The organism is Enterococcus sp. DIV1444a (assembly GCF_051712125.1).
GTDB classification, from domain to species: domain Bacteria; phylum Bacillota; class Bacilli; order Lactobacillales; family Enterococcaceae; genus Enterococcus; species Enterococcus faecalis.
The window spans coordinates 831,476-858,197 of the sequence record NZ_JBIOOG010000001.1 but is presented as its reverse complement, the minus strand read 5'-3'; the positions used below and the strand labels follow the sequence as shown (position 1 = coordinate 858,197).

General features: G+C 39.5%; 17 protein-coding genes, 2 tRNA genes and 3 rRNA genes. 2 read left to right on the top strand and 20 right to left on the bottom strand.

What is annotated here, in order from left to right:
• Positions 1-41: 41 nt before the first annotated feature.
• The 13 genes from IGI87_RS04325 to dnaE form a co-directional block, all read right to left on the bottom strand.
• A tRNA-Asn gene (locus tag IGI87_RS04325) sits at positions 42-115 on the bottom strand.
• Between the two features lie 6 nt (positions 116-121).
• Positions 122-237: ribosomal RNA gene (rrf, locus tag IGI87_RS04320) — 5S ribosomal RNA — on the bottom strand.
• 96 nt (positions 238-333) lie between these two features.
• Positions 334-3,246: ribosomal RNA gene (locus IGI87_RS04315) — 23S ribosomal RNA — on the bottom strand.
• A gap of 176 nt (positions 3,247-3,422) precedes the next feature.
• Positions 3,423-3,495: transfer RNA gene (locus IGI87_RS04310), tRNA-Ala, on the bottom strand.
• A 79-nt stretch (positions 3,496-3,574) separates the two neighbouring features.
• Positions 3,575-5,135: ribosomal RNA gene (locus IGI87_RS04305) — 16S ribosomal RNA — on the bottom strand.
• The 16S, 23S and 5S rRNA genes sit together here with 2 tRNA genes alongside, the layout of an rRNA operon.
• A gap of 769 nt (positions 5,136-5,904) precedes the next feature.
• The gene (locus IGI87_RS04300) at positions 5,905-7,434 is read right to left on the bottom strand and encodes a HAMP domain-containing sensor histidine kinase (protein WP_104855352.1); all 1,530 of its coding nucleotides are present in this window, start codon (positions 7,432-7,434) and stop codon (positions 5,905-5,907) included.
• Between the two features lie 10 nt (positions 7,435-7,444).
• Positions 7,445-8,131 (bottom strand): response regulator transcription factor, encoded by a 687-nt coding sequence (locus IGI87_RS04295; RefSeq protein ID WP_002355954.1) that lies wholly within the window; start codon positions 8,129-8,131, stop codon positions 7,445-7,447.
• Positions 8,132-8,288: 157 nt separating this feature from the next.
• A complete protein-coding gene (gndA, locus tag IGI87_RS04290) occupies positions 8,289-9,710 on the bottom strand; it encodes an NADP-dependent phosphogluconate dehydrogenase (RefSeq protein WP_280211977.1) in 1,422 nt (473 codons plus the stop codon).
• Positions 9,711-9,914: 204 nt separating this feature from the next.
• Complete coding sequence (gene rpmF / locus IGI87_RS04285; protein WP_002355952.1) at positions 9,915-10,094, bottom strand: 50S ribosomal protein L32; 180 nt, start codon at positions 10,092-10,094, stop codon at positions 9,915-9,917.
• Between the two features lie 56 nt (positions 10,095-10,150).
• On the bottom strand, positions 10,151-10,720 hold the full coding sequence (locus tag IGI87_RS04280; RefSeq protein ID WP_010828677.1) for a YceD family protein: 570 nt from the start codon (positions 10,718-10,720) through the stop codon (positions 10,151-10,153).
• A 373-nt stretch (positions 10,721-11,093) separates the two neighbouring features.
• Positions 11,094-12,851, bottom strand: coding sequence for a pyruvate kinase (gene pyk, locus IGI87_RS04275; protein WP_104855354.1), 1,758 nt, complete (start codon positions 12,849-12,851; stop codon positions 11,094-11,096).
• Positions 12,852-12,915: 64 nt separating this feature from the next.
• A complete protein-coding gene (gene pfkA / locus IGI87_RS04270) occupies positions 12,916-13,878 on the bottom strand; it encodes a 6-phosphofructokinase (RefSeq protein WP_104855355.1) in 963 nt (320 codons plus the stop codon).
• Between the two features lie 172 nt (positions 13,879-14,050).
• A complete protein-coding gene (gene dnaE, locus IGI87_RS04265; RefSeq protein ID WP_438736316.1) occupies positions 14,051-17,380 on the bottom strand; it encodes a DNA polymerase III subunit alpha in 3,330 nt (1,109 codons plus the stop codon).
• A gap of 116 nt (positions 17,381-17,496) precedes the next feature.
• Here dnaE and IGI87_RS04260 point away from each other — a divergent pair, with 116 nt between their 5' ends.
• Positions 17,497-17,682 carry a YjzD family protein gene (locus tag IGI87_RS04260; protein ID WP_002355945.1) on the top strand — a complete coding sequence of 62 codons (186 nt, stop codon included), beginning with the start codon at positions 17,497-17,499 and terminating at the stop codon, positions 17,680-17,682.
• A gap of 54 nt (positions 17,683-17,736) precedes the next feature.
• Here IGI87_RS04260 and IGI87_RS04255 read toward each other — a convergent pair whose 3' ends face one another.
• The 3 genes from IGI87_RS04255 to IGI87_RS04245 form a co-directional block, all read right to left on the bottom strand.
• Positions 17,737-18,933 (bottom strand): multidrug efflux MFS transporter, encoded by a 1,197-nt coding sequence (locus IGI87_RS04255; protein WP_002381323.1) that lies wholly within the window; start codon positions 18,931-18,933, stop codon positions 17,737-17,739.
• A 209-nt stretch (positions 18,934-19,142) separates the two neighbouring features.
• Positions 19,143-20,549, bottom strand: coding sequence for an NCS2 family permease (locus IGI87_RS04250; protein WP_438736315.1), 1,407 nt, complete (start codon positions 20,547-20,549; stop codon positions 19,143-19,145).
• 151 nt (positions 20,550-20,700) lie between these two features.
• Entirely contained in the window at positions 20,701-21,276 is a 576-nt protein-coding gene (locus tag IGI87_RS04245) for a DUF1361 domain-containing protein (RefSeq protein WP_438737394.1), read from the bottom strand.
• Positions 21,277-21,481: 205 nt separating this feature from the next.
• On the opposite strand from IGI87_RS04245, the gene IGI87_RS04240 reads away from it, so the two are divergent.
• On the top strand, positions 21,482-22,285 hold the full coding sequence (locus IGI87_RS04240) for a Cof-type HAD-IIB family hydrolase (RefSeq protein ID WP_002355941.1): 804 nt from the start codon (positions 21,482-21,484) through the stop codon (positions 22,283-22,285).
• 114 nt (positions 22,286-22,399) lie between these two features.
• Here IGI87_RS04240 and IGI87_RS04235 read toward each other — a convergent pair whose 3' ends face one another.
• The 4 genes from IGI87_RS04235 to IGI87_RS04220 all read right to left on the bottom strand — a co-directional run bounded on the left by IGI87_RS04235 (position 22,400) and on the right by IGI87_RS04220 (position 26,554).
• Positions 22,400-23,485 carry a hypothetical protein gene (locus tag IGI87_RS04235; protein ID WP_438736314.1) on the bottom strand — a complete coding sequence of 362 codons (1,086 nt, stop codon included), beginning with the start codon at positions 23,483-23,485 and terminating at the stop codon, positions 22,400-22,402.
• Positions 23,486-23,626: 141 nt separating this feature from the next.
• Positions 23,627-25,237 carry an aspartate 4-decarboxylase gene (gene aspD, locus IGI87_RS04230; protein WP_438736312.1) on the bottom strand — a complete coding sequence of 537 codons (1,611 nt, stop codon included), beginning with the start codon at positions 25,235-25,237 and terminating at the stop codon, positions 23,627-23,629.
• A gap of 152 nt (positions 25,238-25,389) precedes the next feature.
• On the bottom strand, positions 25,390-25,800 hold the full coding sequence (gene ndk / locus IGI87_RS04225; RefSeq protein WP_162782647.1) for a nucleoside-diphosphate kinase: 411 nt from the start codon (positions 25,798-25,800) through the stop codon (positions 25,390-25,392).
• 109 nt (positions 25,801-25,909) lie between these two features.
• Positions 25,910-26,554 carry a DUF4767 domain-containing protein gene (locus IGI87_RS04220; RefSeq protein ID WP_438736311.1) on the bottom strand — a complete coding sequence of 215 codons (645 nt, stop codon included), beginning with the start codon at positions 26,552-26,554 and terminating at the stop codon, positions 25,910-25,912.
• Positions 26,555-26,722: the final 168 nt, after the last annotated feature.

The following is a 26,722-nucleotide window of genomic DNA, read 5'->3' as shown; positions in this document are numbered from 1 at the left end:
AGCTGAAAGAAGCACATACTCATGATATTTCATATGTTAAACTCCGGCAGTAGGACTCGAACCTACGACATCATGATTAACAGTCATGCGCTACTACCAACTGAGCTATGCCGGAATAATCGCGTGGCGACGTCCTACTCTCACAAAGGGAAACCCTTCACTACAATCGGCGCTAAGAAGCTTAACTTCTGTGTTCGGCATGGGAACAGGTGTATCCTTCTCGCTATCGCCACCACACTGGGTGTTGTTTCTTATTGAGTTGAATCTTCATTCACTCAAAACTGGATTGAAGTTTGAATCAAAATAACCAAGTTGCTTTTACTTATCCATTCTTTGGTTAAGTCCTCGACCGATTAGTATTGGTCCGCTCCAACTATCACTAGCCTTCCACTTCCAACCTATCTACCTGATCATCTCTCAGGGGTCTTACTTTCTTAAAGAAATGGGAAATCTCATCTTGAGGTGGGCTTCACACTTAGATGCTTTCAGCGTTTATCCCTTCCCTACATAGCTACCCAGCAATGCCCTTGGCAGAACAACTGGTACACCAGCGGTAAGTCCATCCCGGTCCTCTCGTACTAAGGACAGCTCCTCTCAAATTTCCAACGCCCGCGACGGATAGGGACCGAACTGTCTCACGACGTTCTGAACCCAGCTCGCGTGCCGCTTTAATGGGCGAACAGCCCAACCCTTGGGACCGACTACAGCCCCAGGATGCGACGAGCCGACATCGAGGTGCCAAACCTCCCCGTCGATGTGGACTCTTGGGGGAGATAAGCCTGTTATCCCCAGGGTAGCTTTTATCCGTTGAGCGATGGCCCTTCCATGCGGAACCACCGGATCACTAAGCCCGACTTTCGTCCCTGCTCGACTTGTAAGTCTCGCAGTCAAGCTCCCTTCTGCCTTTACACTCTTCGAATGATTTCCAACCATTCTGAGGGAACCTTTGGGCGCCTCCGTTACCTTTTAGGAGGCGACCGCCCCAGTCAAACTGCCCATCTGACACTGTCTCCCACCACGATTAGTGGTGCGGGTTAGAGGGTTCATAACACAAGGGTAGTATCCCACCAGCGCCTCCTCCGAAACTAGCGTTCCGGTCTCATCGGCTCCTACCTATCCTGTACATGTGGTACAAACACTCAATATCAAACTACAGTAAAGCTCCATGGGGTCTTTCCGTCCTGTCGCGGGTAACCTGCATCTTCACAGGTACTAAAATTTCACCGAGTCTCTCGTTGAGACAGTGCCCAAATCGTTACGCCTTTCGTGCGGGTCGGAACTTACCCGACAAGGAATTTCGCTACCTTAGGACCGTTATAGTTACGGCCGCCGTTTACTGGGGCTTCAATTCTGAGCTTCGCCGAAGCTAACCCATCCTCTTAACCTTCCAGCACCGGGCAGGCGTCAGCCCCTATACTTCATCTTACGATTTTGCAGAGACCTGTGTTTTTGATAAACAGTCGCTTGGGCCTATTCACTGCGGCTGACCGAAGTCAGCACCCCTTCTCCCGAAGTTACGGGGTCATTTTGCCGAGTTCCTTAACGAGAGTTCGCTCGCTCACCTTAGGATACTCTCCTCGACTACCTGTGTCGGTTTACGGTACGGGCAGTTGTTTTCTCACTAGAAGCTTTTCTTGGCAGTGTGACATCAGGAACTTCGCTACTATTATTTCGCTCCCCGTCACAACTTGTCCTTAAAGAGTAAAGCATTTAACTCTACTCAAGACTCATTGCTTGGACATGCACTTCCAATCGCATGCATTCCTTAGCCTACTGCGTCCCTCCATTGCTCAAACAAAAACAACTGGTACAGGAATATCAACCTGTTGTCCATCGCCTACGCCTATCGGCCTCGGCTTAGGTCCCGACTAACCCTGGGCGGACGAGCCTTCCCCAGGAAACCTTAGTCATACGGTGGACAGGATTCTCACCTGTCTTTCGCTACTCATACCGGCATTCTCACTTCTAAGCGCTCCAGCCGTCCTCACGATCGACCTTCAACGCCCTTAGAACGCTCTCCTACCACTACACCTAATGGTGTAGTCCACAGCTTCGGTAATATGTTTAGCCCCGGTACATTTTCGGCGCAGGGTCACTCGACTAGTGAGCTATTACGCACTCTTTAAATGGTGGCTGCTTCTAAGCCAACATCCTAGTTGTCTGTGCAACCCCACATCCTTTTCCACTTAACATATATTTTGGGACCTTAGCTGGTGGTCTGGGCTGTTTCCCTTTCGACTACGGATCTTATCACTCGCAGTCTGACTCCCGGATATAAATGAATGGCATTCGGAGTTTATCTGAATTCGGTAACCCGAGATGGGCCCCTAGTCCAAACAGTGCTCTACCTCCATCATTCTCAATTCCGAGGCTAGCCCTAAAGCTATTTCGGAGAGAACCAGCTATCTCCAAGTTCGTTTGGAATTTCTCCGCTACCCACACCTCATCCCCGCACTTTTCAACGTACGTGGGTTCGGTCCTCCAGTGCGTTTTACCGCACCTTCAACCTGGACATGGGTAGATCACATGGTTTCGGGTCTACGACTACATACTCATTCGCCCTATTCAGACTCGCTTTCGCTGCGGCTCCGTCTCTTCGACTTAACCTCGCATGCAATCGTAACTCGCCGGTTCATTCTACAAAAGGCACGCCATCACTCATTAACGAGCTTTGACTTGTTGTAGGCACACGGTTTCAGGATCTATTTCACTCCCCTTCCGGGGTGCTTTTCACCTTTCCCTCACGGTACTGGTTCACTATCGGTCACTAGGGAGTATTTAGCCTTGCGGGATGGTCCCCGCGGATTCCGACGGAATTTCTCGTGTTCCGCCGTACTCAGGATCCTCCTAGGTGTTGTCAGCATTTCGTCTACGGGGCTTTCACCCTCTTTAGCGGACTTTTCCAAATCCTTCAACTATACTAACAGACTACCATATTGGAGTCCTACAACCCCAACAAGCAAGCTTATTGGTTTGGGCTCTTCCCGTTTCGCTCGCCGCTACTCAGGGAATCGAATTTTCTTTCTCTTCCTGCAGGTACTAAGATGTTTCAGTTCTCTGCGTCTACCTCTAATCAGCTATGTATTCACTGAAAAGTAATATCCTATAAAAGATATTGGGTTCCCCCATTCGGAAATCTCTGGATCATAGCTTACTTACAGCTCCCCAAAGCATATCGGTGTTAGTCCCGTCCTTCATCGGCTCCTAGTGCCAAGGCATCCACCGTGCGCCCTTATTCACTTAACCTTATCAACCTTACGGTTGGGTCTTGATCACTTCTTCTAGCGATAGAAGGTTAATCAATAAATAAGCAATTGAACTTATTAAAAAACTCATTCAACGCGGTGTTCTCGGTTTGTTTTGATTCTTTTTACTTCAATATCCAGTTTTCAATGAACGAATTTGATAGCAAAAGCTATCAATGGAGCCTAGCGGGATCGAACCGCTGACCTCCTGCGTGCAAAGCAGGCACTCTCCCAGCTGAGCTAAGGCCCCGAACTTATTTAATTGAGAGTAGACCTCTCAAAACTGAACAAAGTAAAGACGAAATGTGTATTTCCGTAATATTCCTTAGAAAGGAGGTGATCCAGCCGCACCTTCCGATACGGCTACCTTGTTACGACTTCACCCCAATCATCTATCCCACCTTAGGCGGCTGGCTCCAAAAAGGTTACCTCACCGACTTCGGGTGTTACAAACTCTCGTGGTGTGACGGGCGGTGTGTACAAGGCCCGGGAACGTATTCACCGCGGCGTGCTGATCCGCGATTACTAGCGATTCCGGCTTCATGCAGGCGAGTTGCAGCCTGCAATCCGAACTGAGAGAAGCTTTAAGAGATTTGCATGACCTCGCGGTCTAGCGACTCGTTGTACTTCCCATTGTAGCACGTGTGTAGCCCAGGTCATAAGGGGCATGATGATTTGACGTCATCCCCACCTTCCTCCGGTTTGTCACCGGCAGTCTCGCTAGAGTGCCCAACTAAATGATGGCAACTAACAATAAGGGTTGCGCTCGTTGCGGGACTTAACCCAACATCTCACGACACGAGCTGACGACAACCATGCACCACCTGTCACTTTGTCCCCGAAGGGAAAGCTCTATCTCTAGAGTGGTCAAAGGATGTCAAGACCTGGTAAGGTTCTTCGCGTTGCTTCGAATTAAACCACATGCTCCACCGCTTGTGCGGGCCCCCGTCAATTCCTTTGAGTTTCAACCTTGCGGTCGTACTCCCCAGGCGGAGTGCTTAATGCGTTTGCTGCAGCACTGAAGGGCGGAAACCCTCCAACACTTAGCACTCATCGTTTACGGCGTGGACTACCAGGGTATCTAATCCTGTTTGCTCCCCACGCTTTCGAGCCTCAGCGTCAGTTACAGACCAGAGAGCCGCCTTCGCCACTGGTGTTCCTCCATATATCTACGCATTTCACCGCTACACATGGAATTCCACTCTCCTCTTCTGCACTCAAGTCTCCCAGTTTCCAATGACCCTCCCCGGTTGAGCCGGGGGCTTTCACATCAGACTTAAGAAACCGCCTGCGCTCGCTTTACGCCCAATAAATCCGGACAACGCTTGCCACCTACGTATTACCGCGGCTGCTGGCACGTAGTTAGCCGTGGCTTTCTGGTTAGATACCGTCAGGGGACGTTCAGTTACTAACGTCCTTGTTCTTCTCTAACAACAGAGTTTTACGATCCGAAAACCTTCTTCACTCACGCGGCGTTGCTCGGTCAGACTTTCGTCCATTGCCGAAGATTCCCTACTGCTGCCTCCCGTAGGAGTCTGGGCCGTGTCTCAGTCCCAGTGTGGCCGATCACCCTCTCAGGTCGGCTATGCATCGTGGCCTTGGTGAGCCGTTACCTCACCAACTAGCTAATGCACCGCGGGTCCATCCATCAGCGACACCCGAAAGCGCCTTTCACTCTTATGCCATGCGGCATAAACTGTTATGCGGTATTAGCACCTGTTTCCAAGTGTTATCCCCCTCTGATGGGTAGGTTACCCACGTGTTACTCACCCGTCCGCCACTCCTCTTTCCAATTGAGTGCAAGCACTCGGGAGGAAAGAAGCGTTCGACTTGCATGTATTAGGCACGCCGCCAGCGTTCGTCCTGAGCCAGGATCAAACTCTCATAATAAAAGTTAGAACAATCTTACGATTGTTAAGCTCAATTTGTTTGCTAGCATATTGCTTGCTTGTTAAAAATGTTTGTTGTCTTGAATTGAATCAAGACGCCCTACACATTTGGTTCGTCTATTCTTTGTTCAGTTTTCAAAGGTCTACGTTACCTCGCAGCAACTTTTATATCATAACAAACTTTCATTTGAATGTCAAGAACTTTTTTGAAAAGTTTTTTTCAAGTTGTTTCGCTCGGTTGTTGTCGTCTGTTGTGACAACTTCTATATCTTATCATTATCTCAGTTGTTTGTCAACAAGTTTTTAAAACTTTTTTGTTATTTTATAACAAGTTTTTTTCGATCAAATGATTGATTTGAAAGCAATCTCTTTAACGACTTTGTTATTCTAACATGTTATTTATCTTTTCGTCAAGAAAAATTTTTAACTTTTTAAAACTTTTTTCTTAACGGACTGTTTGTCAGAACAGATATTAATATACCAAGGATTTTTCTAAAACGCAACTATTATTTTGCAGAAAAATAACATTTTTTTCAATTTCGAACGATGAATATTTTCTACAAAGAAAACATTCGTTTCTTTATCTTATAATCCCTTTTCTCTTACTGAAATGTTCGTTAATCATTCGTAAAAAAAGAGCCTGGGACAAAAATTACTTTGGATTTTTGCTCCAGGCTCAAAACCTGATAAACGGCGGGAACAGAACCAACTCCTTCGGAAATAAGCCGAAATTCTCCAAAAATTAAAGAGCAATTTTCGGAAATTTCTTCTTATTTCTCGGAGCTAAACGGTTCTGTCCCGACCTCCTCTTCTTTTATTCTAGCGATTGGAATAAAAATTCTAAAGATCGTTCCTTGATGCAATACGCTTTCTGCATCAATACGTCCTTTATAGTTTTCGACTAATTGTTTTGCAATGGATAGGCCTAAGCCATTACCGCCTTTATTTCTTGCACGGGCTTTATCTACTCGGTAGAATCGATCAAATATTTTCTCCAAGTCTTCTTCAGTGATTCCTTCACCAAAATCTTGCACAGCTATTTCAAATTCATTCATCGTTCGAGAAATGGAAATATGCACTTCTTTTCGATCTGTTGAATATTTAATCGCATTATCTAAGAGAATAATTAACAATTGTTCAAAGTGATTACGATAGATTTTCAGTTCAACTTCGGTTGGTAAATCGTCATCTAATGTGATATGAAACTCAGGATAGACCAATTGGAAGTTATTAAATACTTGGTAGACTACTTGTTTAGCATCTGTTCGTTCATTTGCATATTGGGTGTCCACTTGTTCAGCGCGTGAAAGGTCAAGCATTTCTTGGACCAAACTCTTCATACGACTGATTTCTTGTAAACTGGCCTTTAACGATTCATCTAAAATTTCAGGATCGTCTTTTCCCCAACGATTTAAAAGATTTAAATGGCCTTCCATAATCGCAACAGGCGTTCTTAATTCATGGGAAACATCTTCAACAAACTGCTCTTGTTGTTCGATATAGCGTCTCATACGATCTAACATTTCATTAAAGATTTCCGAGATATCTGCTAACTCATCTCTCGTATTAATCTCCGGCATGTGGACATCTGATTGTGGGTCTTTGCGGATAGTATCCATCGTGTCTCTCAATACTTTTAATGGTTTTAAAAAATAAGAAGAGAGAATAAAGCCTAAGACACTACTTACAATCAGAGAAATCACTTCCAAAACTACAAGTGTTAATAATAAATGATTACGAATTTCATAAAAAGAAGAAAGCTCATAAAACGCTTGAATATAACCAATCTTTTCTCGTGTTTCTTTTGAAAAAATAGGTTCCACGGAATAAAAACCGGTTTTATCAAACACGGTTCGCACGACAGGTAATTGTCGATCCAATTGTAATAACTTATCATATTCATTTTGTGTTTTAAATACAAGCTTTTGATTTGTGTCATACACAGATAAATAAAGTTCGGGTTGTCCTAGTTCAGATATGAAACTGTCCATTTCCATAAACGAACCTTCTACTGCTGTATGTTTATTATAGTAGTTTTCATCTCTTTCACTCGGCGTTTTTAAATAGTCAAAAACGTCTGTTACCGTTAAATTTTCATTGGCATTAGCTAACCGATTTGTTACTTCTGCAATCGTTGCTTCGACATTTTCCTTTTCTTTGGCAACAATAAGACTAACAGAAGACTTATAGGTAATCACCGCAAAAATGGTAAAAACTACAAATATAAAGAAAGAACTTGCGAAAGCCCACTTTATAGTTAAAGATGGGCCTTCCAGTTCTTTTTTAATCGTTCTTTTCATTAATTAGTTCTCACGAACGCATAACGTAGCCAGTTCCACGGACAGTTTGGATGTAGCTTTCTTCTCCAGGTACGTCAATTTTATTTCGTAAGTAGCGGATATATACATCCACAACGTTTGTTTCTACTTCTGTTTCATAGCCCCAAACTTTATTCAGTAACACATCACGTGCCAAGACAACATTCACGTTTTCCATTAGCGTTAATAGTAATTCGTATTCGCGTTTTGTTAATTCAATCATTTCAGAATTACGACGAACAACACGATTTTCTTTTTCAATTGTTAAGTCACGATATGTAATCGTTGTTTGTTTTGCAACGTTTTTATCGCCCTCAATATCAATACGACGAAGTAACGCACGTAAACGAGCTAACAATTCTTCAATTGCAAATGGTTTAACAATATAATCATCCGCTCCATGGTCTAAGCCAGAAACACGGTCAATTACTGAATCACGCGCAGTCATCATAATAATTGGTGTATTTTTCACTTGGCGAACACGGCGACATACTTCTAATCCATTTAATTCTGGTAACATCAAATCAAGAAGGATAGCATCCCATTCGTTGTTAAGAGCGGCTTCCAATCCTGTACGACCATTGTAGTGTACTTCTGTCGTATACCCCTCATGTTTTAATTCAAGCTCAACGAATCTCGCTAAGTTCTTTTCATCTTCAATAATTAAAATGTTGCTCATTTGATTAATTGTCCTTTCTCTTTAAAAGCTATACTCAAGCTCAACCTTTTTATTCCTTACTACTTATTAGAGAATTACTACTCAATCTGTCTGGTTCTTTTTTAAGCCACAGTAAAACCATGAGCATGGTGAGCCACACTCATGGTCTCCAGCGTGTTTATTCTTCGTTGTACCAGCTGTAATGGTAGATTCCTTCTTTGTCTGTACGTTCGTACGTATGAGCACCGAAGTAATCACGTTGTGCTTGAATTAAATTCGCTGGTAAGCGATCTGAACGATATGAATCGTAATAAGCAATTGCAGATGAGAATGTTGGCACAGGAACACCTGCTTGAACAGCAATCGCAACAACTTCACGAACGGCTTGTTGATATTTTTTCGTAATTTCTACGAAGTATTCATCTAACAACAAGTTTTCAAGTGCTGGATTTTTTTCATATGCATCGGTAATTTTTTGTAAGAATTGTGCACGGATAATACAACCTGCTCGCCAGATTTTTGCAATTTCACCAAATGGTAAATCCCATCCGTATTCTTCAGAAGCTGCACGGAGTTGTGCAAAACCTTGCGCATAACTCATTAATTTACTAAAGTATAATGCTTCGCGAATTTTTTCAATCAATTCTTTTTTATCGCCTGCAAAGTTAAAGGCTGCAGGTTTTGATAAAATGCCACTTGCTTTTACGCGTTCTTCTTTGTAAGCCGAAATAAAACGTGCAAATACTGATTCTGTAATTAATGGTAATGGTACGCCAAGATCTAACGCACTTTGGCTTGTCCACTTACCTGTTCCTTTGTTGCCTGCTGCATCAAGAATAACATCAACGATTGGTTGGTCGGTTCCTTCATCATCTTTACGTGTCAAAATGTCAGCCGTGATCTCGATAAGGTAACTGTCTAATTCGCCTTCGTTCCATTCTTTGAAAATCTCTGCCATTTCATCAACAGATAAACCTAAGATTTGTTTCATTAAATCGTAGGATTCAGCAATTAATTGCATGTCCCCATATTCAATCCCATTATGAACCATTTTTACATAATGTCCAGCACCATTTGGGCCAATGTAAGTCACACATGGTTCACCGTCTTCTGCTTTTGCTGAAATTTTTTCAAGAATTGGCGCAACTAACTCATACGCTTCTTTTTGTCCGCCAGGCATGATCGATGGTCCTTTCAAAGCCCCTTCTTCTCCGCCAGAAACGCCAGTACCGATAAAGTTAATTCCTGAGTTTGCTAGTTCTTCATTACGTCGCATTGTGTCTTTGAAGAACGTATTACCGCCATCAATTAAGATGTCGCCTTTATCAAGGTGTGGTAACAATTCTTGGATTGTCGCATCTGTTGCAGGTCCAGCTTTAACCATCAACATAATTCGACGAGGTTTTTCAATTGCATTCACAAATTCTTCAATTGTGTATGTTGCTTGAAAGTTTTTGTCAGGATGTTCTTCAACCACTTCTGTTGTTTTTGATCCTGTACGGTTATACAGCGCAACTGTATAGCCTCTGCTTTCAATGTTTAAAGCAAGATTTTTCCCCATGACAGCCATGCCGACTACGCCAAATTGTTGTTTTGTCATTTTATGACCTCCTATATTATAATCAACGAAAATTCTATGAGCATTCTCTTATAATCCTCACTATTATAACGCACTATCTTTCATATGAAAACAATATAGTGCCAATAAATTTCCAATTTCTTCATATTTTCTTAAAAAAATACAAATCCCCTAGGCTCCATGGTTAGCCTAGGGGATTCAACATTTCAAAAAATGTTTTTATGCTTATGCTTCTTTAGACATTACGTCTTTTCCATCGTAGTGACCACATGCTGGACATACGTGATGGCTTTTTTTCATTTCACCACAGTTTGAGCATGCATTTAAGCCTTTGATTGTTAATTTGTAGTGTGTGCGACGTTTTGCTTTTTTCGCTTTAGAAGTTCTTCTAGCTGGTACTGCCATTGTTGTTCCACCTCCTTGTAAAGATGCGTGTATTTACATACACAATATATTCCAACCTAGCTGTTATCTTCCTCTTCAGCATTATCGCTGAGTAATTCTGATAGTTTAGCCAGACGAGGATCCACTGTTTGTTCTGCTGCTTTCTGCTTACTTTCCAAATATGCTTCTTCTGAAATTACTTCCCAGTCATTGCCACTTGGCATTTCTTGACTGTTTTGTTCTTCTTCTGTAAGCACTTGAATTGGAATGGACAATAGAATGTTGTCTTCGACAGATTCATCTAAATCAATTGTTGGCTTGTCCAATAAAATAATCTCTTCAGCTGCAAATCGTTCATCTCTTGTATCCATTTGTTCTTTTGTCATAAAGACTTCATCGACCGTGATTTTCATTGGCAAAGCCACAGGTTCTAAAGAACGGGATGAAGGAACGGTTACAGTTACCTGAATAGTGTAATGAAGTAAATATTCTGATTTATTGACTGCTAATAAGCCTTCTACTTTGATTGGACTTACATCCAACAAGGTATCATCTCGTTGAAGAAGCTCTTCTTTAAGATGCAATGTTTCTGAAAACACTAGCGGCTCTTCTTTGTATTTATTTAATTCTAACAAAGACCACTTCATAATTATCACTCCTAAGCAACAAAAGCTATTATACAGGGGTATGAAAGCTTTGTCAATGAAATTTTCTTGACAGCCCTTTCTTATTTCCTGTTTTTCTTTCGTTTTTTTTATAATTGTTTTTCAGTTGAAGCTAACTTAACGCTTATTTAATTAAATAACAAAATTTTTGTGTGAAATAACATAGATATTTTAAAACTAAGACATAATTTTACTATTTGCATCCAACTCTTTATTTACTGAATACGTGTTTTCTGAACATTTCGTACTACTGTCTTTTTTGTAAAAAAAGCTGAGACAAACTGACGAATCGGTTTGTCCCAGCTTTGCGTCCGAGTACATATTGCTTAAAATCAAATGATTGAATTAATTAGACTTAGATAGCTGTTGTTGCTCCGCGGTATACAATACCACGACGAGGATCAACAGTAATCACTTCGTCATTATTAATTAATGATGTTGCATCTGCAGCACCTACGATAACTGGAATATTTTGCGCAATCGCGACCACAGCTGCATGAGAAGTTAAACCACCTTCTTCAACAACTAATGCTGATGCTTTTTCAATTGCAGGCATGTATTCTTTATCTGTTGTTTTTGTAACTAAAATAGCTCCTTCAGTCGCTTTAGCAACTGCTTCTTCAGCAGTTCCTGCAACAACGGCTTTTGCAATAATTGCTTCTTCGCCGACACCTTGACCTTGAACTAATTTAGAACCGATCATTTGAATTTTCATTAAGTTTGTTGTGCCTTTTTCGCCAACTGGAACACCAGCAGTGATAATGATTAAATCACCTTCTGAAGCATAACCTTCTTCTTGTGATACTTTTGAAGCTAAATTAAACATTTCATCTGTGCTTGATGGTTTGTCAGCAACTGTTGCGTAAACACCCCATGATAATGATAAGCTACGTGCTTTTTGTTCTGAGAACGTAATTGCAACGATATGTGCTTTTGGACGGTATTTAGAGATCATACGTGCTGTATGGCCTGATTCTGTTGCCGCAACGATTGTTTGGATACCCAAGTTACGTGCTGTATGGCCAACAGATTGTCCGATTGCTTCGGTCATATCTGTTTTGCTATATAATTTCAATGCGAATGAATCTTGGTTAACTAATGTTTCTTCTGTACGAACTGCAATACGAGCCATTGTTTGAACAGCTTCTAATGGGTAATCCCCTGCTGCAGTTTCGCCTGATAACATTACTGCATCTGTACCATCGTAGATTGCGTTTGCTACGTCATTTGCTTCCGCACGTGTTGGACGTGGGTTACGTTGCATTGAATCTAACATTTGTGTTGCAGTGATAACTGGTTTACCTAAAGCATTACATTTTTTAATTAAAGCTTTTTGGACAACTGGAACATCTTCTGTTGGAATTTCAACACCCATGTCACCACGAGCAACCATTAAACCATCAGAAACTTTTAAGATTTCATCGATATTATCGATACCTTCTTGGTTTTCGATTTTAGGAATGATTTGGATGTGTGTTGCGTTTTCTTCTTCTAAAATTTTAGTGATTTCTAAAACGTCAGAAGCACGACGAACGAAGCTAGCTGCGATAAAGTCAATTCCTTGACCAATTCCGAAACGGATATCGTTAGCATCTTTTTCAGTGATCCCTGGTAAGTTTACAGAAACGCCTGGTACGTTAACGCCTTTTTTGTTTTTCAAGACGCCTTCGTTTTTAACAACTGTTACGATTTCGTTTGCATCACGGTCGATATCAGTTACTTCTAAATCGATTAAACCATCATCTAAAAGAATGTGTGAACCTACGTTTACATCATTGATTAATTCTGGATAAGTGATTGAGAATTTTTCATTTGTTCCTAAAACTTCTGTCATAGAAATACGCACTGAGTCACCAATTTTCATTGTGATTGCGCCATTTTCCATGTCATTTGTGCGGATTTCAGGACCTTTTGTATCTAGTAAGATCGCTACGCGTTTCCCTGTAATTTTTACAGCTTCACGAATGTTTTTAATACGAGCACCATGCTCTTCGTAGTCACCATGTGAAAAGTTCAAACGGCAAACATTCATACCTGCATTAATTAAGTTTACTAGCATCTCAACGGATTCACTAGCTGGTCCAATCGTACATACGATTTTCGTTTTTTTCATTACTAAAACGCTCCTATTCCAAATTTGTTTATACAAAGCTAATAACATTAGCTAATATACAAGATTAAAAAGAAATTTCATGATTTAACTCATAAAGAGATAAATCTGGTTTGTGTTGATTGTTTTCTAACGTGTCAATAATATCAGCTGCAACTACTTGGTTGTCTAACATACCAATACATAAACCGCCTTTGCCTTCTTTTAGAAGTTCAACAGCATATGACCCAAATTTACTTGCTAATACACGGTCACGAGCACTTGGAGAGCCCCCACGAACCACGTGGCCTAAAATTGATACACGCGTATGGAAATCACCATATTCAGAAAGTTTATCAGCAAATTCATTTCCGCCCATTACGCCTTCTGCTAAAATGATTAAGCAATGTTTTTTCCCGCGGTCGCGGCCTTCTTGAATACGTTTGGCAACGTTTTTCATATCAAAATCATGTTCAGGAATAATGATTTCATCTGCTCCGCCAGCCACGCCTGACCACAATGCGATATCACCAGCGTTACGTCCCATTACTTCGATAACGAATGTACGAACATGAGAAGTCGCTGTATCACGAATTCGGTCAATTGATTCCAAAACAGTGTTAATCGCTGTATCAAAACCGATTGTGAAATCTGTTCCAGGAATATCATTATCAATCGTTCCAGGAATTCCAACAGCCGGGAAACCACGTTTTGTCAAAGCCATTGCGCCATGATAAGAACCGTCTCCACCAATAACAACTAAGCCTTCAATACCGAATTTTTTCAATTGTTCGATTCCTTTTAATTGCCCTTCTTCAGTAGCAAATTCAGGATAACGAGCAGAGTACAAGAATGTTCCACCACGTTGAATCTTATCGCCAACGTCAGCAACATCTAAACGACGGATGTCGCCTGCGACTAAACCGGCAAATCCATAGTTAATACCGTAAACTTCGATTCCATCAAAAATACTTTTGCGTACGACTGCACGAATTGCAGCGTTCATTCCAGGGGCATCTCCCCCGCTGGTTAAAATACCAATGCGTTTCATTCGCTATTTCACCTCATATAATATACTTTCAACTGCCAAAAGAAACCTTTTCGCAAAAATTGATATACAAAAATATTACGTCATTCATTTTACCATTAAAGAACCAAAATGTCTTGAGTTAAGAAGAAAAAAATGAAAAAAGTTGAAAACAACTAGTATTTTTTACCGTAAATCATTTGAAAATGACGTTTTGCTCGCCTAAAACGTAAGCTAATTGTTGCTGACTAGCGCTTGTATGAGCGACCCAATTTTCTTCATTTAATACTATTTTCTTACCTGTTTTTTCAAAATAGACAATCACTGGAATGTGTCCAACATGACGACTGAGTACCTCTTTCATTTTCTGAAAAACGTCCGTTTGTTCGACATCTTTTGTAATTCTGATAAAACACGTTTCGTCACTAATTGATGTTTCTACTTGTTGGGCTTTTTCTATTCGTTGAACCAATATTTGCAATTCTTGATTGTACGTACTGCGTTCCACTTTTCCTTCCACATAATAAACTTGCCCTTTTTCAACGCTTTGTCTTAACTGGCGAAAAACAGTTGGGAACAAAGTTAATGAAATACTTCCTGTTGTATCATCCCCGTCAACAAAGGCCATTTGTTCTCCCTTTTTGGTCCGAATCGTCCGAATGTTTTTGACATAAATTAATAATTTCGTGGGCTGATTTTCAACAAGCTCATGAACAAGTTGCGTTTGCTTAGCTAAGCGTGTTTTTTTGAACTCTTCTGTCGGATGTCCTGATAAGTAGACCCCTAAATATTGTTCTTCTTGTTCTAGTCGCTCTTCTAGCGGATAATCGGCAATTTCTTCTTCCTTCGGCTTCAACGTTTCTAACAAATCCATACTACCACCGCTGAGAAGAATACTTTGGATATTACTCTCTAAACCTACCGCTAATTGACGGCGATTGGGTGCAATTTCGTCAAATGCACCGATGGCAATCAATGGTTCAATATTTTCAACTTTCAACCACTTGCGGTCAATTCGCAAAAGAAACTCATCGAACGTTTTGTACGGTCCATTTTCTCGGCGTTCATTTAAAATATTTTGAATGAAATCTCGGCGGATTCCTTTTAAAGAACTAAAACCAAATAAAATTTGCTGTTGCTGATTTAGGTAAAAGCTGTAGTGACTTTGGTTAATTGACGGCTGCAAAATCGTCTGCTTGTTTTTTCTAGCTTCGCCAATATATTCTTTAATTTTTGTTGGATTATGACGAACAGAATGCAACAATGCGACATAAAAAGCACTCGGATAATGAACCTTCAAGTAAGCCATTTGAAAACCAATAAAGGAATAGGCAAATGCATGCGAGCGGTTAAAGCCATAATTAGCAAAGCGCTCAATATAATCGTACACTTGGTTAGCTGTCTCTTGGGGATAGCCTTGTTGTAGCGCACCATTAACAAAATGATTTCGTTCTTCATCTAGCACGTCTTTTTTCTTTTTACTAATAGCCCGACGTAAAATGTCGGCTTGCCCTAAAGAGAAGCCTGCCATTTTCGCAGCAACTTGCATAATCTGCTCTTGGTAAACAATAATTCCGTACGTATTTTCTAAAATAGGGGCGAGACTAGGCTCTGGATAACTAATTTGTTCCAAGTCTTTTTTCCGGCGGATGAAAACATCAATATTCTGCATCGGACCAGGACGATACAGAGCATTGACAGCAGCAATATCTTCAATGCTAGTTGGTCCTAATTTTCTTAATACATTCCGAATTCCAGCAGATTCAAACTGGAAAACGCCACTTGTTTCCCCTTTTCTAAACAAAGCCAGCGTTGTTTCGTCATCTAATGGAATCTGATTCAAACGAATGGTTTGATTATAGACGCGTTTAACAGCTGTGAGGGTGTCATCAATAATGGATAAATTTCTTAAGCCCAAGAAATCCATTTTCAGAAGACCAATTTTTTCAACATCATTCATAGTAAATTGGGTCAATAAAATTTCATTCGATCCTGGTTGTAACGGAACCAAATTCAAAAGATTTTCATCACTAATTACCACACCTGCTGCATGCGTAGAAACATGGCGAGGCAATCCTTCTAGCTGAACAGCTGTTTTATAGAGCAATTGATTATTCGGTGAAAAATTGACCAATTCTTGCATCCGTTTCGACTCTTGGTACGCTTCTTCTAACGTGATTTTCAGCTTGTTGGGAACAGCTGCTGACCACCGATTCGCTTCACTCTGGGACAACCCGAAAACACGTGCAACGTCCCGTAAAACCATTTTCGCAGCCATCGTACCAAACGTGGCAATTTGCGCCATGTGATAATGACCATATTTTTGACTGACATATGCTAAAACTTCCTCCCGCCGATTATCAGGAATATCTAAATCAATATCGGGCATCGTATAGCGTTCTGGATTCAAAAAACGTTCAAAAAGCAAATCATATTTGATTGGATCTACATCTGTAATTGATAATACATAGGACACTAAAGAACCCGCAGCCGAGCCCCGACCAGCGCCTGTAACAATTTGATTGTTATGACAGAAGTCCATCACATCCCAAACGATTAAAAAGTAATCATCAAAGCCCATATTGTGAATGATGGTTAACTCTTTTTCTAAGCGTTTTTGGTAGACTTCATTTAGATGAGGCACTCTTTCTGGTAATTTTTCTAAACACAATGTGCGTAAATAAGAACCTGCTGTTTGATTATCAGGCACAGGAAAATGCGGTAATAATTTTTGATGTAAAGGAATGTCAACTCGGCAATTTTCAGCTAACTGAATCGTATTCTGGACCACTTCTGCACCAGCTATTTGAAGCAGCTGTTCCATCGTTGTCTCTGCTTCACGCAAGTAATTCAGACCTTCAATTTCCGGTGTTTGGCTTGTAATATTTAATTGATTATTTTCTTTGATACTCTCAAGAACAGTTACAGCGAAGCCTTCTTCTCTTGTTAAATGACGCACCTCTTGCAAAGCCACGCCAGGCAATTGTTCTCGTTGGTAAAAAGAAAAGAGTGCTGGATTGCGTTGTTGATTCATTGAAAAAGAATGCTCAACAAATAATGACTGGGGATCAAAATATGAAGCAAGTTGTTGGAAAGCGTGAACCGCTTGTTGTTCATCTTCAAAAAATGTTTGGGCAACTTCTCCTCTTGCTGACAAAGTCACGGCAAATAAATCACTTAATAAGGATTGATGTTCCGCTAAGTAAAAGGGACCCTCTGTCGTCATTTTGCTGCTAGATAGTTGCATTAGTTGCTGATAACCTTTTAAGTTTTTAGCAAATAAAAGCAACTCGGAATGCCCTTCTTTTTCTACTGGGGTATATTCTAATCTTAAACCGATAATTGGTTGAATTCCCGCTTCTTGGCATGCTTCATAAAATTCAACCGCCCCATGCAAGACATTGATATCGGTAATCGCTAATGTTTGATAACCTAACGCTTTCGCTTGTTCTACATAGGAACGAATCCTAACCGTACTAGATAAAAGCGAATAGGAAGTAACGGTATGTAATTGTGGAAATGACATTGGACAGCTCCTTTTTGAATCCTTGCTATTTTTTCCTCTTCTCTTATTTTCCTATTGCGGATTCTTTACTTTTAAAGAAAATATGCTAAACTAAGAGCTAGAAAAGAGGTGCTCATATGCGTTATCTTGTTGTATTTTTCTGGACCTTCGCATTAGGCCAAGTCGTTGGATATATCGGCGGTGCGTTATCTGGTGGTTCATACGACTTTAAAATGACAACGATTCTATCGTTGGCAACAGCCGTGATTATTTTATTAATTGCACACTTTGCAGTACCGAAAGAAACCAAACCTGTTAAATAAGAAAAAACCAGTTACTAAAGTTATTGTAACTGGTTTTTTTATCTTTTCAACTGTTTATAGCTTTTTATTTAAAACTTTTCGGAAATTAAAGAAGGACAACCCAATGTTTCCTAAAACGAAACAAGCGGTTACCAGAAAAACAGAAGAATAGCCAAAACCATGGGCAACTGTCGACCCTACCATTGGTCCTAAAACTTGACCGAAATTACTACACATCTGATTGTAACTATAAACTCTACTTACGCCCTCCGTTGGCGTTATTTTACTAATTAACGTATTGATTGATGGCATTAAAGCGCCGGTTGAAAAACCTAAAAGGAACCGCAAAACGCCTAACTGAAAAGGTGTTTGCACAAACGCCATGGGAATGTAACAAATAAAAGAAAGAATTAATCCGCCTAATAAAACTTTTTGGTTCCCGATGCGGTCCCCAATTTTCCCCAAAGTTGGAGAAGAAATAATTGCTGAAACGCCGGCAATCGAAACAATCAAACCACTAACAAATAATACATTCTCTGTATCGCCACTTAAAGAGCGAATATATAGCGTTAAGATTGGGCTGATACTTGTAATTCCTAATTGTAAAATTAACGTAGTCACAAACAAACCAATCAACACTGAAACATGATCCATCTTACTAAAAATTTCTTTAGTCGTTAATAAATCCTTTTTCTCAACTGGTTGAAAATCTTCTTTAACTAAAAAGATCGTCAGCAATGTTGTAATGAATAAAATAACACCAGTAATAATAAAGACATTTTCCATTCCAAACCACTGTGCCAACGCACCGCCAATCGATGGCGCAATTAACGTTCCAGCAATTGCACCTGTTGATAATGTCCCTAGAGCCCAGCCGTTTTTTTCTTTTGGTGCCTGCGATGCAATCATCGCTGTTGCGTTAGGAATATAGCCGGATAAAATCCCGTTCATAAAACGCATAATCAACAACCAATATACATTAGGAACAAACGCTAAAGCCCCCATTGTGATTGTCATTCCTGCTGCAGCCCGAATCATCATAATTTTCCGACCTTTTCGATCAGCTAAATTTCCCCAAATCGGTGCAACAATCGCAGCAGCAAATGCCGTGACAGAAATTGCCAATCCAGAAAACAGCTCTACTTGACTCTTAGGCGTCCCTAATTGTTCAACGTATACTGGAATAAACGGCATAACTAAACTAATACTCGCCCCTGTAAAAAAGCAACCAATCCATGCGACTAATAAATTCTGCTTCCATTTTATTTTCATACTTTTATCCACCTTATCACCTCTTCACCTACCACTATACTCTAAAAAAGTGAATCTCTCAAAAGAAAATTCTTTTTAAAAAAAGTCTGGAAGAGCAGTCAAAACGACCAATCTTCCAGACTCCTTAACGTTTAAGCTTAAAATAAATAGCTGAACAAATACAACACCTTCGAAGCTAACCGCTGTTATCTCAGCCTCACTTCTGTTTACTATAAAATAGCTAAGATTACAAAGTTTAAGATAAACAACGCATCAATGACCCAAATAATTGGTGAAACTTCTTTGGCTTTTCCTTTGACTACTTTCACCACTGCATAAAAGATGAACCCAGCAGCAATCCCATAAGAGATGCTATAACATAATCCCATGAAAATTGAAGCAAAAAATGCTGGAATCGCATCTTCTAAATCCGTCCAATTGATGTCTTTGAAAGAAGCTAACATCATAATTCCCACTAAAATTAACGCTGGTGCCGTAGCTTGTGCTGGCACAATAGCAATAAGGGGTGAAAAAAGACTACTTAGGGCAAATAGAATTGCTACCACTACCGATGTCAAACCTGTTCGACCACCCGCACCGATTCCTGCTGCACTTTCTACATAAGTTGTCGTATTCGATGTACCAAAAATCGCACCGATAGATGTTGCAATAGCATCTGCAAATAGAGCTTTGTCCATTTTAGTGCTGAAGCCCTTACTATCTTCTAAAGCTAATTCATCTTCTTTAGAGAAGATCCCTGTTCGACGACCCGTACCGATAAATGTTCCAATTGTATCAAACGTATCTGATAAACTGAAGGCAATAATGGTCATTAAGACTTGAGGAATTTTTGAAGAATCACTAAACAATGACTTTAAGCCCTCAGCACCAAAAGCAGCGCCAAAAGTTGTACCTAATTCTTTAAATGAATTGCCCAGCGAATTAGCATGCCAATCAACCGAAGCAGTATCTACCACTCCCATTGGAATTGCGATTAACGTAGTAACCACAATACCAATTAAAATCGCGCCGCGAACATTTGTGACAACTAAAATCGTTGTTAAAACTAACCCAATCACCGCCAATATAATGGCTGGATGATCAAAATTTCCTAAAGCAGGCACGATACTCGAACCATTCACAACACCATTTTGAGGTTCTGCTTGTACTGTGAAACTCAGTAAGCCAGCATTTTTCAGCCCCACATAAGCGACGAAAATTCCAATTCCACCACCAATAGCATGTTGTAAACTCTCTGGAATTGCTTTAATAATCATTTTGCGAATTTTTGTCACTGTAATCAAAATATTAATCAAACCACAAACAAAAACCATCGCTAATGCTTGTTGCCATGTATACCCCATCCCAAAAACGACCGTAAACGTAAAGAAAGCATTGAGTCCCATTCCTGGTGCTTGAGCGTAAGGCACATTAGCAAACAGCCCCATAATTAATGTACCAATGATTGAAGCAATAATAGTCGCTAAAAAAACAGCCTGAAAAGGCATCCCTGTTTCTGAAAGAATGGACGGATTAACAAATAAAATATAACTCATTGCAAAAAAGGTTGTAATCCCCGCCATTATTTCAGTCGACACCGTTGTCTTGTTTTCCTTTAATTTGAAAAACGTATTCATAATTGCACTTCTCTCCCTTAAACTCCATGTTTTCGAATAATTACTCTTTAATTATATGAGAATCGCTGTCTTTTTACAACAAAATATTAACTATTATACAACTTTTTCTATATAATGTTCGTGTTTTCCAGATATAAAAAAAGAAAAAGCTTTAAATTGCTTCTTCTTTTCCTAATAATTGGATTAGCCCAAACAACAGCATCTGTAGAAACATCATTAATAAAATAAACATTAATTTTTGAAGGGACCAATCAAAAAAGATAATTTTCACTGTTTCAATTGGACTCATAAAAAGATAGACACTGTGTAATCGATCAAAACGTCCAACATAAATCGCCAAACCAGACAAGAAATGAAGGACGGCTTGAAAGACTACAATTGTTCTATAGCCGCAATAACTTTGCAATTTCTGACTAACAATTGTTACTGTTTTCATCCCTAAAAGTCCATATATAACAATCCCGCTAGTTAAGCAAACAAACGCCCACCAATCACCAATTTGGTTTGCAAAAATCGTATTAAAGCCTTGATAAATAGATAGCGTTTCTAAATGAAAAAAATCCGTAAATAGGTACGGCGCATTAGGATAAAAAATTAACCAAGCAAAACCTATCAACCAATCCCTTTTACGTTTTCCTGCGTTTAAAAGATAACTAAGTTCAATTGGAATATAGGCTAACAACACGTTCAACGCCATAAAATGAAAATGCGTAGCAAATAACCACATATAGATACAATAGATTAAGGTGATCACTCGTAAATAATTTCTAGAATTTCTCAAGATACTCTGCGCTCCTTTTCCAAACGGTTTATTTTAGTGTAGCATACTTCTTAAGCTTTTTTTTAAACCTTATAAATGAACATGCTTCTCCCCTTGATAATCTTCGGTTTTATGCTAGACTGAGTAAAAGGCATTTAGGAGGAATTTTTACTTGAAAAAATTAATTGCTATTGATTTAGACGGCACAACATTAAATGCACAGTCTTTAATCAGTCCAAAAACCGAACAAACACTAAAAAAAGCGATTGACAACGGTCATTACGTCAGTATTGCTACTGGACGTCCCTATAGAATGAGTCATCAATTTTACCAACAACTTGGCCTAACGACCCCTATGGTTAACTTTAACGGCGCTTTAGTCCACATTCCAGAGAAAAAGTGGGACTTGGAAAGCGAAGCCAATATTGAACGTGACCTAGTCTTTGACATTTTGGCACAGAAAAAAGAATTACAATTAGATTTTGTTGCTGCTGAAAACAAAGAAACATTTTATATTGATACGTTAGATGGATTCGATCCGAAATTTTTTGCTTCAAAAGCAACCTTAGATAATTTACTTACTGCTAAAAATTTACGAACAAATCCTACCTCAATGATGGTTCGGACCACACCAAACCAAGCTGAAAAAGTTGCTGATACATTGACAAAACAATATGGCGATTATATTGATGTCCGTACCTGGGGCGGTCCAATGCCTATTTTAGAAATGGTCGCAAAAGGAATTCAAAAAGCCCATGGCGTTGACCAAGTGGCAAACTTTTTATCTGTCAAACCAGCTGATATCATTGCTTTTGGCGATGAACATAATGACGAAGAAATGTTAAGTTATGCTGGTTGGGGTGTTGCTATGAACAATGCCACGGATAAAATTAAATCCGTAGCCAACGATGTCACTGAAAAAACAAATGATCAAGATGGTTTAGCAGATTACTTAGAAAATTATTTAGATCTATAAAAGGCTAAGACAATAGTATTTCTTTAAAAAGAACTCGCTTTGGTTTAGCTGTTAATCTTAAGATGACGAAAGTGGGGCATAAGTCGAAACGACTTATGCCCCACTTTCGTTTTTTTATTCCTTCAATGAATTTTGAAAAGTGCTGATTTTTTCAGCCAATCTTTGATAAGTAGTAAAAGACGGATGCTGTAGCTCTTGTTCTTCGTTAACGGATAAAGTTTGTTGTGTCGTAATGGCCTTTGTTAGTGCATCTACAAAATGAATAAAAGAATTGTTGGTTTGTTTATTGTATCCTGGTGAATAATATTTCGATTGACGATAAAAAGGACGCAGGGCTGTTTCTGTGATTTTTTCCTGTTCATCCGAAAAGTATTCATCATAGCTGACATGTTTTATTTTCTGCTCTTCTGTTATCACTTGAAGTCGACCGATTAGGCCATTACCTAAATCTTCTGCGTAACCGATATACGTTTCTTTCGATGGCTCTTTTAGCCAAGTATCCATCTCTGCTGCTAAAGGCATTAATCCTTCACGCGCAGAAGTTGATGAACCACGTACAGTATAAAAATTACCTGTGACACGATTTTCGTCACGCATTTGTTTTTCTACATAAGTAATACCATTAACAACGGTGACTAACGTATCGTCTGTGCGCGTGTTGCTTGCTTGAAATTCAGGATAATCCGACAGGCGTTTGTTGACACCCGAATAGCGTGTGTCATAATAAGGGTCACTAGCAAACTCTGTAAACTCAACATTCAGAATCCGTTGCGTTTCAGGTTCCGTAATAATCTCTACAATGCCGTAATTTCCGCCAGTAAATACACCTTCATTTTTATAATAGTTACCCGTCATTAATCCCAAAGGCGGTTGATTGGACCAAAACATTTTTTCCTTTTTTTCTTCTGGTGTATATTTTGCTGGTGGGGTTGTCCCAAAGGTCGTTTGCGTGGCACCTGTAACCACTTCGTACGTGTATTCATGAGAATCAAAAGTCAATTGATTAGCAATCAGTTCGTCATTTTTAGTCGGCGCTTGTTTTTCCACCGCAGAAGTTGTTTGATTGGTGACGGTAACTTGCTTCACTTGCTTTGTCTCTTGCGGACCACTTGTGGTTTGTTTCGTTGGCTCTTGATCTGGCGCACAACCAACCAAAATAAATAATCCGATAAAAACCAACATTCCTTTAATATGTTTCATTCACTTCTCTCCTTTTTATAAACGCTTAATTTCCTCTTATTTCAGTGTAGCAAACATTTATAAACCAAAACTAACGGAAAAATGAATAAATAATAAACAAAAACGCTAAGCCTCCTGCATCTTAAGAGACTTAGCGTTTTTTTATTTAATGGCTTGGCGCTTTTGGCTCAACCACTCTTCTTTGATGTGTTCAGAAAGGCGAATCATTCGTTTACCAACTTCACTATATTGGTTAGTCGCTAAATTGGCTAAAGAAATTCGAACTGACCATTTGTCACTCCCGAAAGCATCCGCTTTTAAAAGCATTAATTTTTCTTTTTCTGCTAACGAGGTTAATACTTTTGTAATCGTCCACGATTTCGTTAAATAACTTGAAAATTCTGGGCCATAACGTTTTTCTGTCCAGTCTCTAAAGTTAATTTCACAATAGTATGCTGTATTTAAACTTGCTAAAGGCTCTTCAATACCTAAGGTGCGGAACAAGAGCTTTTCACGCGTATGACAAATATCCATCACTTCGTCTTTATATGCTTGACCGTCTTTTAACAAAGCATACAAACTAAATAAAGCCATCATCGCTTGCTGAATAGAAGAAAGTCCCGCTGCATGGTTCAACGCAATATCGCGGCTGTCTGCGACTAAGCGACTGATAAAATTAATTTGGCTTGTGTCTGCATTCAATGTAGCATAACGTGCCTGTAATTCCATTTTTCGAGCCACTGGCAATTCTTTTAATAATTGGTCAAAGATGTTCTCTTGGCTGACCGCAATGGTCCCCACACGCCAACCGGTAGCACCAAAGTATTTAGAATAAGAATAGATACAGGCTGTATTATAAGGTAACTCCGTAAATAGTGAACGGAAAGCTGGCACAAAGGTTCCGTAAACGTCATCTGTTAAAATCATTAACTTAGGGTTATCCACTGCAACGATTTGTTTGATTTGTTCAATGGTAGGTTTTCCCATAGCATTGGCAGTTGGATTGCTGGGATTTACGACAAAAACCGCTTTGATGGACGGGTCTTTTAGTTTATCAATTTCCTTGTTTGAGTATTGATACGTCGTTTTTCCATCAATAATCATTTGCTCTGCTTTGATTTTAACCACGTCAAAATCATAACGTGGTAGTTCTGGAATTTCTAGATAAGGAGCAAACGTTGGCAATAACAACGCAATACGATCACCTTTTTCTAGTAAATAATTATTTGCCAACGTATCAAACAAGTAACAAATCCCTGCTGTACCACCTTCAACGGCAAAAATATCAAACGGTTGTGCTTCGCTGGAAAATAATTCTTGATTTAAATATGCTTTAATCGGTTGTTCACACGCCTTCAAGCAACGAACAGGATTCGGATAATTATCCCCAATCACATAGTCTAACATGGCATCTAACCACATTTCCTTATCCATCCCAAAATAGTTATGCTCTGCTGTCCAAATTTCTTGTAAGAAGGTTGCCCCTTTGCTAGGATTTTCTGCTAAAAAGTTTAAGAAGCGTTGCGTTCTACCAAAACTTGGCTGAATCATACCAGCCGTTTGTTCGCTCCCCTCTCTTAACGTTTCTTTTGTAGCAAATTGACCTAATAAAAAAAAGGCTTCCCTTGGTGTTGGCGCTGTCCAATTAGGATTGCCTCGCCCTGCATTTAGCAATGTTTCTAAATTATGATTTTCTTCATGTAATTTTTTCTCTAAAAATAGACTTAATTCAAACGGACTAAGGTTTTCTGTCAATTCATCACTGGTTATCATTTTATCCTCCTGAAACACATGCAGTCATTTAGTATGTAGTCTATACTACTCTTCTACCTCCAAATGTCAACCATTTAAGTGGAATATTCTGACAATTAATAAAAAAGAAACAATCCTTTATAAAAAATAAAGAATTGTTTCTTTTTTGCTGATTAACCAAAGAACCGTTGCATTTCAATTTTTGCTGATTGAACAGAGTCAGAAGCATGGATTAAATTTTTGGTGACTGACAACCCATAATCCGCTCGTAAGGTGCCACTTTCAGCATCTAACGGATTCGTTGCTCCAACTAATTTACGTACTTTTTTAACCACATTGTCCCCTACAACGACCATCACAACCACTGGGCCACTTGTCATATAGGCTAATAATTCAGGAAAAAATAGTTCATCTTTTAAATGCTCATAATGTTCCTTCACTGTTTCTACTGTCAGTCGTTCGAATTTAAGGTGCAATAAGTCAATACCTTTATCTTCAAAACGTTGAATGATTTTGCCAACTAACTTCCGTTCAACGCCATCTGGCTTAATAATTACTAAACTTGTTTCCTTCATTTTTTTCATCCCTTTCAAAACTTCCTTTTGCCCCTTCCCAAGGGGTAGCTACAGAATAAAATGAAAGCGGATACTTTGTCAATGATAAATTTTCTTTTCCTTTTGATTAAATAAAAAATTAAAGATTATGCACAAGGTTTGTGAATTGTTCTTTCAGTTCTGTATTACTTGTTTCTTTTAAAAGAAGATAAGGTTGCTCCGCTACTGGCTGTTCTTTACTCACATAGACTTTGGCTTCACCATTAACTAAAGTAAATAAATAGACATGCTTCTGGGCAACTTGTGTCGCACTGTCAGAGTATGCTGCCACTAGACAATAACCATCTTCGCTGCCTGTTTCTGACCAATTTAACCAAATGGGATTGTTCCCAATAGCTGGTTGTATTTTAGGTTCATAACTCAATAAATCATCAGGCACTTGAATCGTGTAAAAAGCTACAGAGTGACCTGGTTGGTATGCTTGATAGTTCTGATTGCGTTCTTGGCCCCAGGTTTCCATGTATTGTCCTAACTGTTTTGCTTTTTGCTGATTCCAAATCGTCCCTTCTTCTGTAACTAATTCAGTTAATTCTTGCGTTTGCGTTGTTTGCTCTAATTCCAACGCCGTGGTTTGACTAACTTTGGTTGCTGAAATCGCTCTTGTTTCTTCAGTATTTACATTGTGTGTTTGTACTTTCTGTGATTCTTCTTTTGATTTTTGCCAACCACAGCTAGATAAAACGCTTCCAACAACTACTATCATAATAATCCCGTTTAGTTTCATTCCTTAAACTCCTGTTTTTATTTTTATTCTATCGAAACAAGCCTAAAATCTCAATCCCTTTCTTTGGATAGTTGAAAACCATTTGGGAACTAGTAATTCTCCACAATTATAGTCCTCTAGTAAAGATCTCTTGATTTTTGGTAACTTTAAATCCGTTGACCAACCACG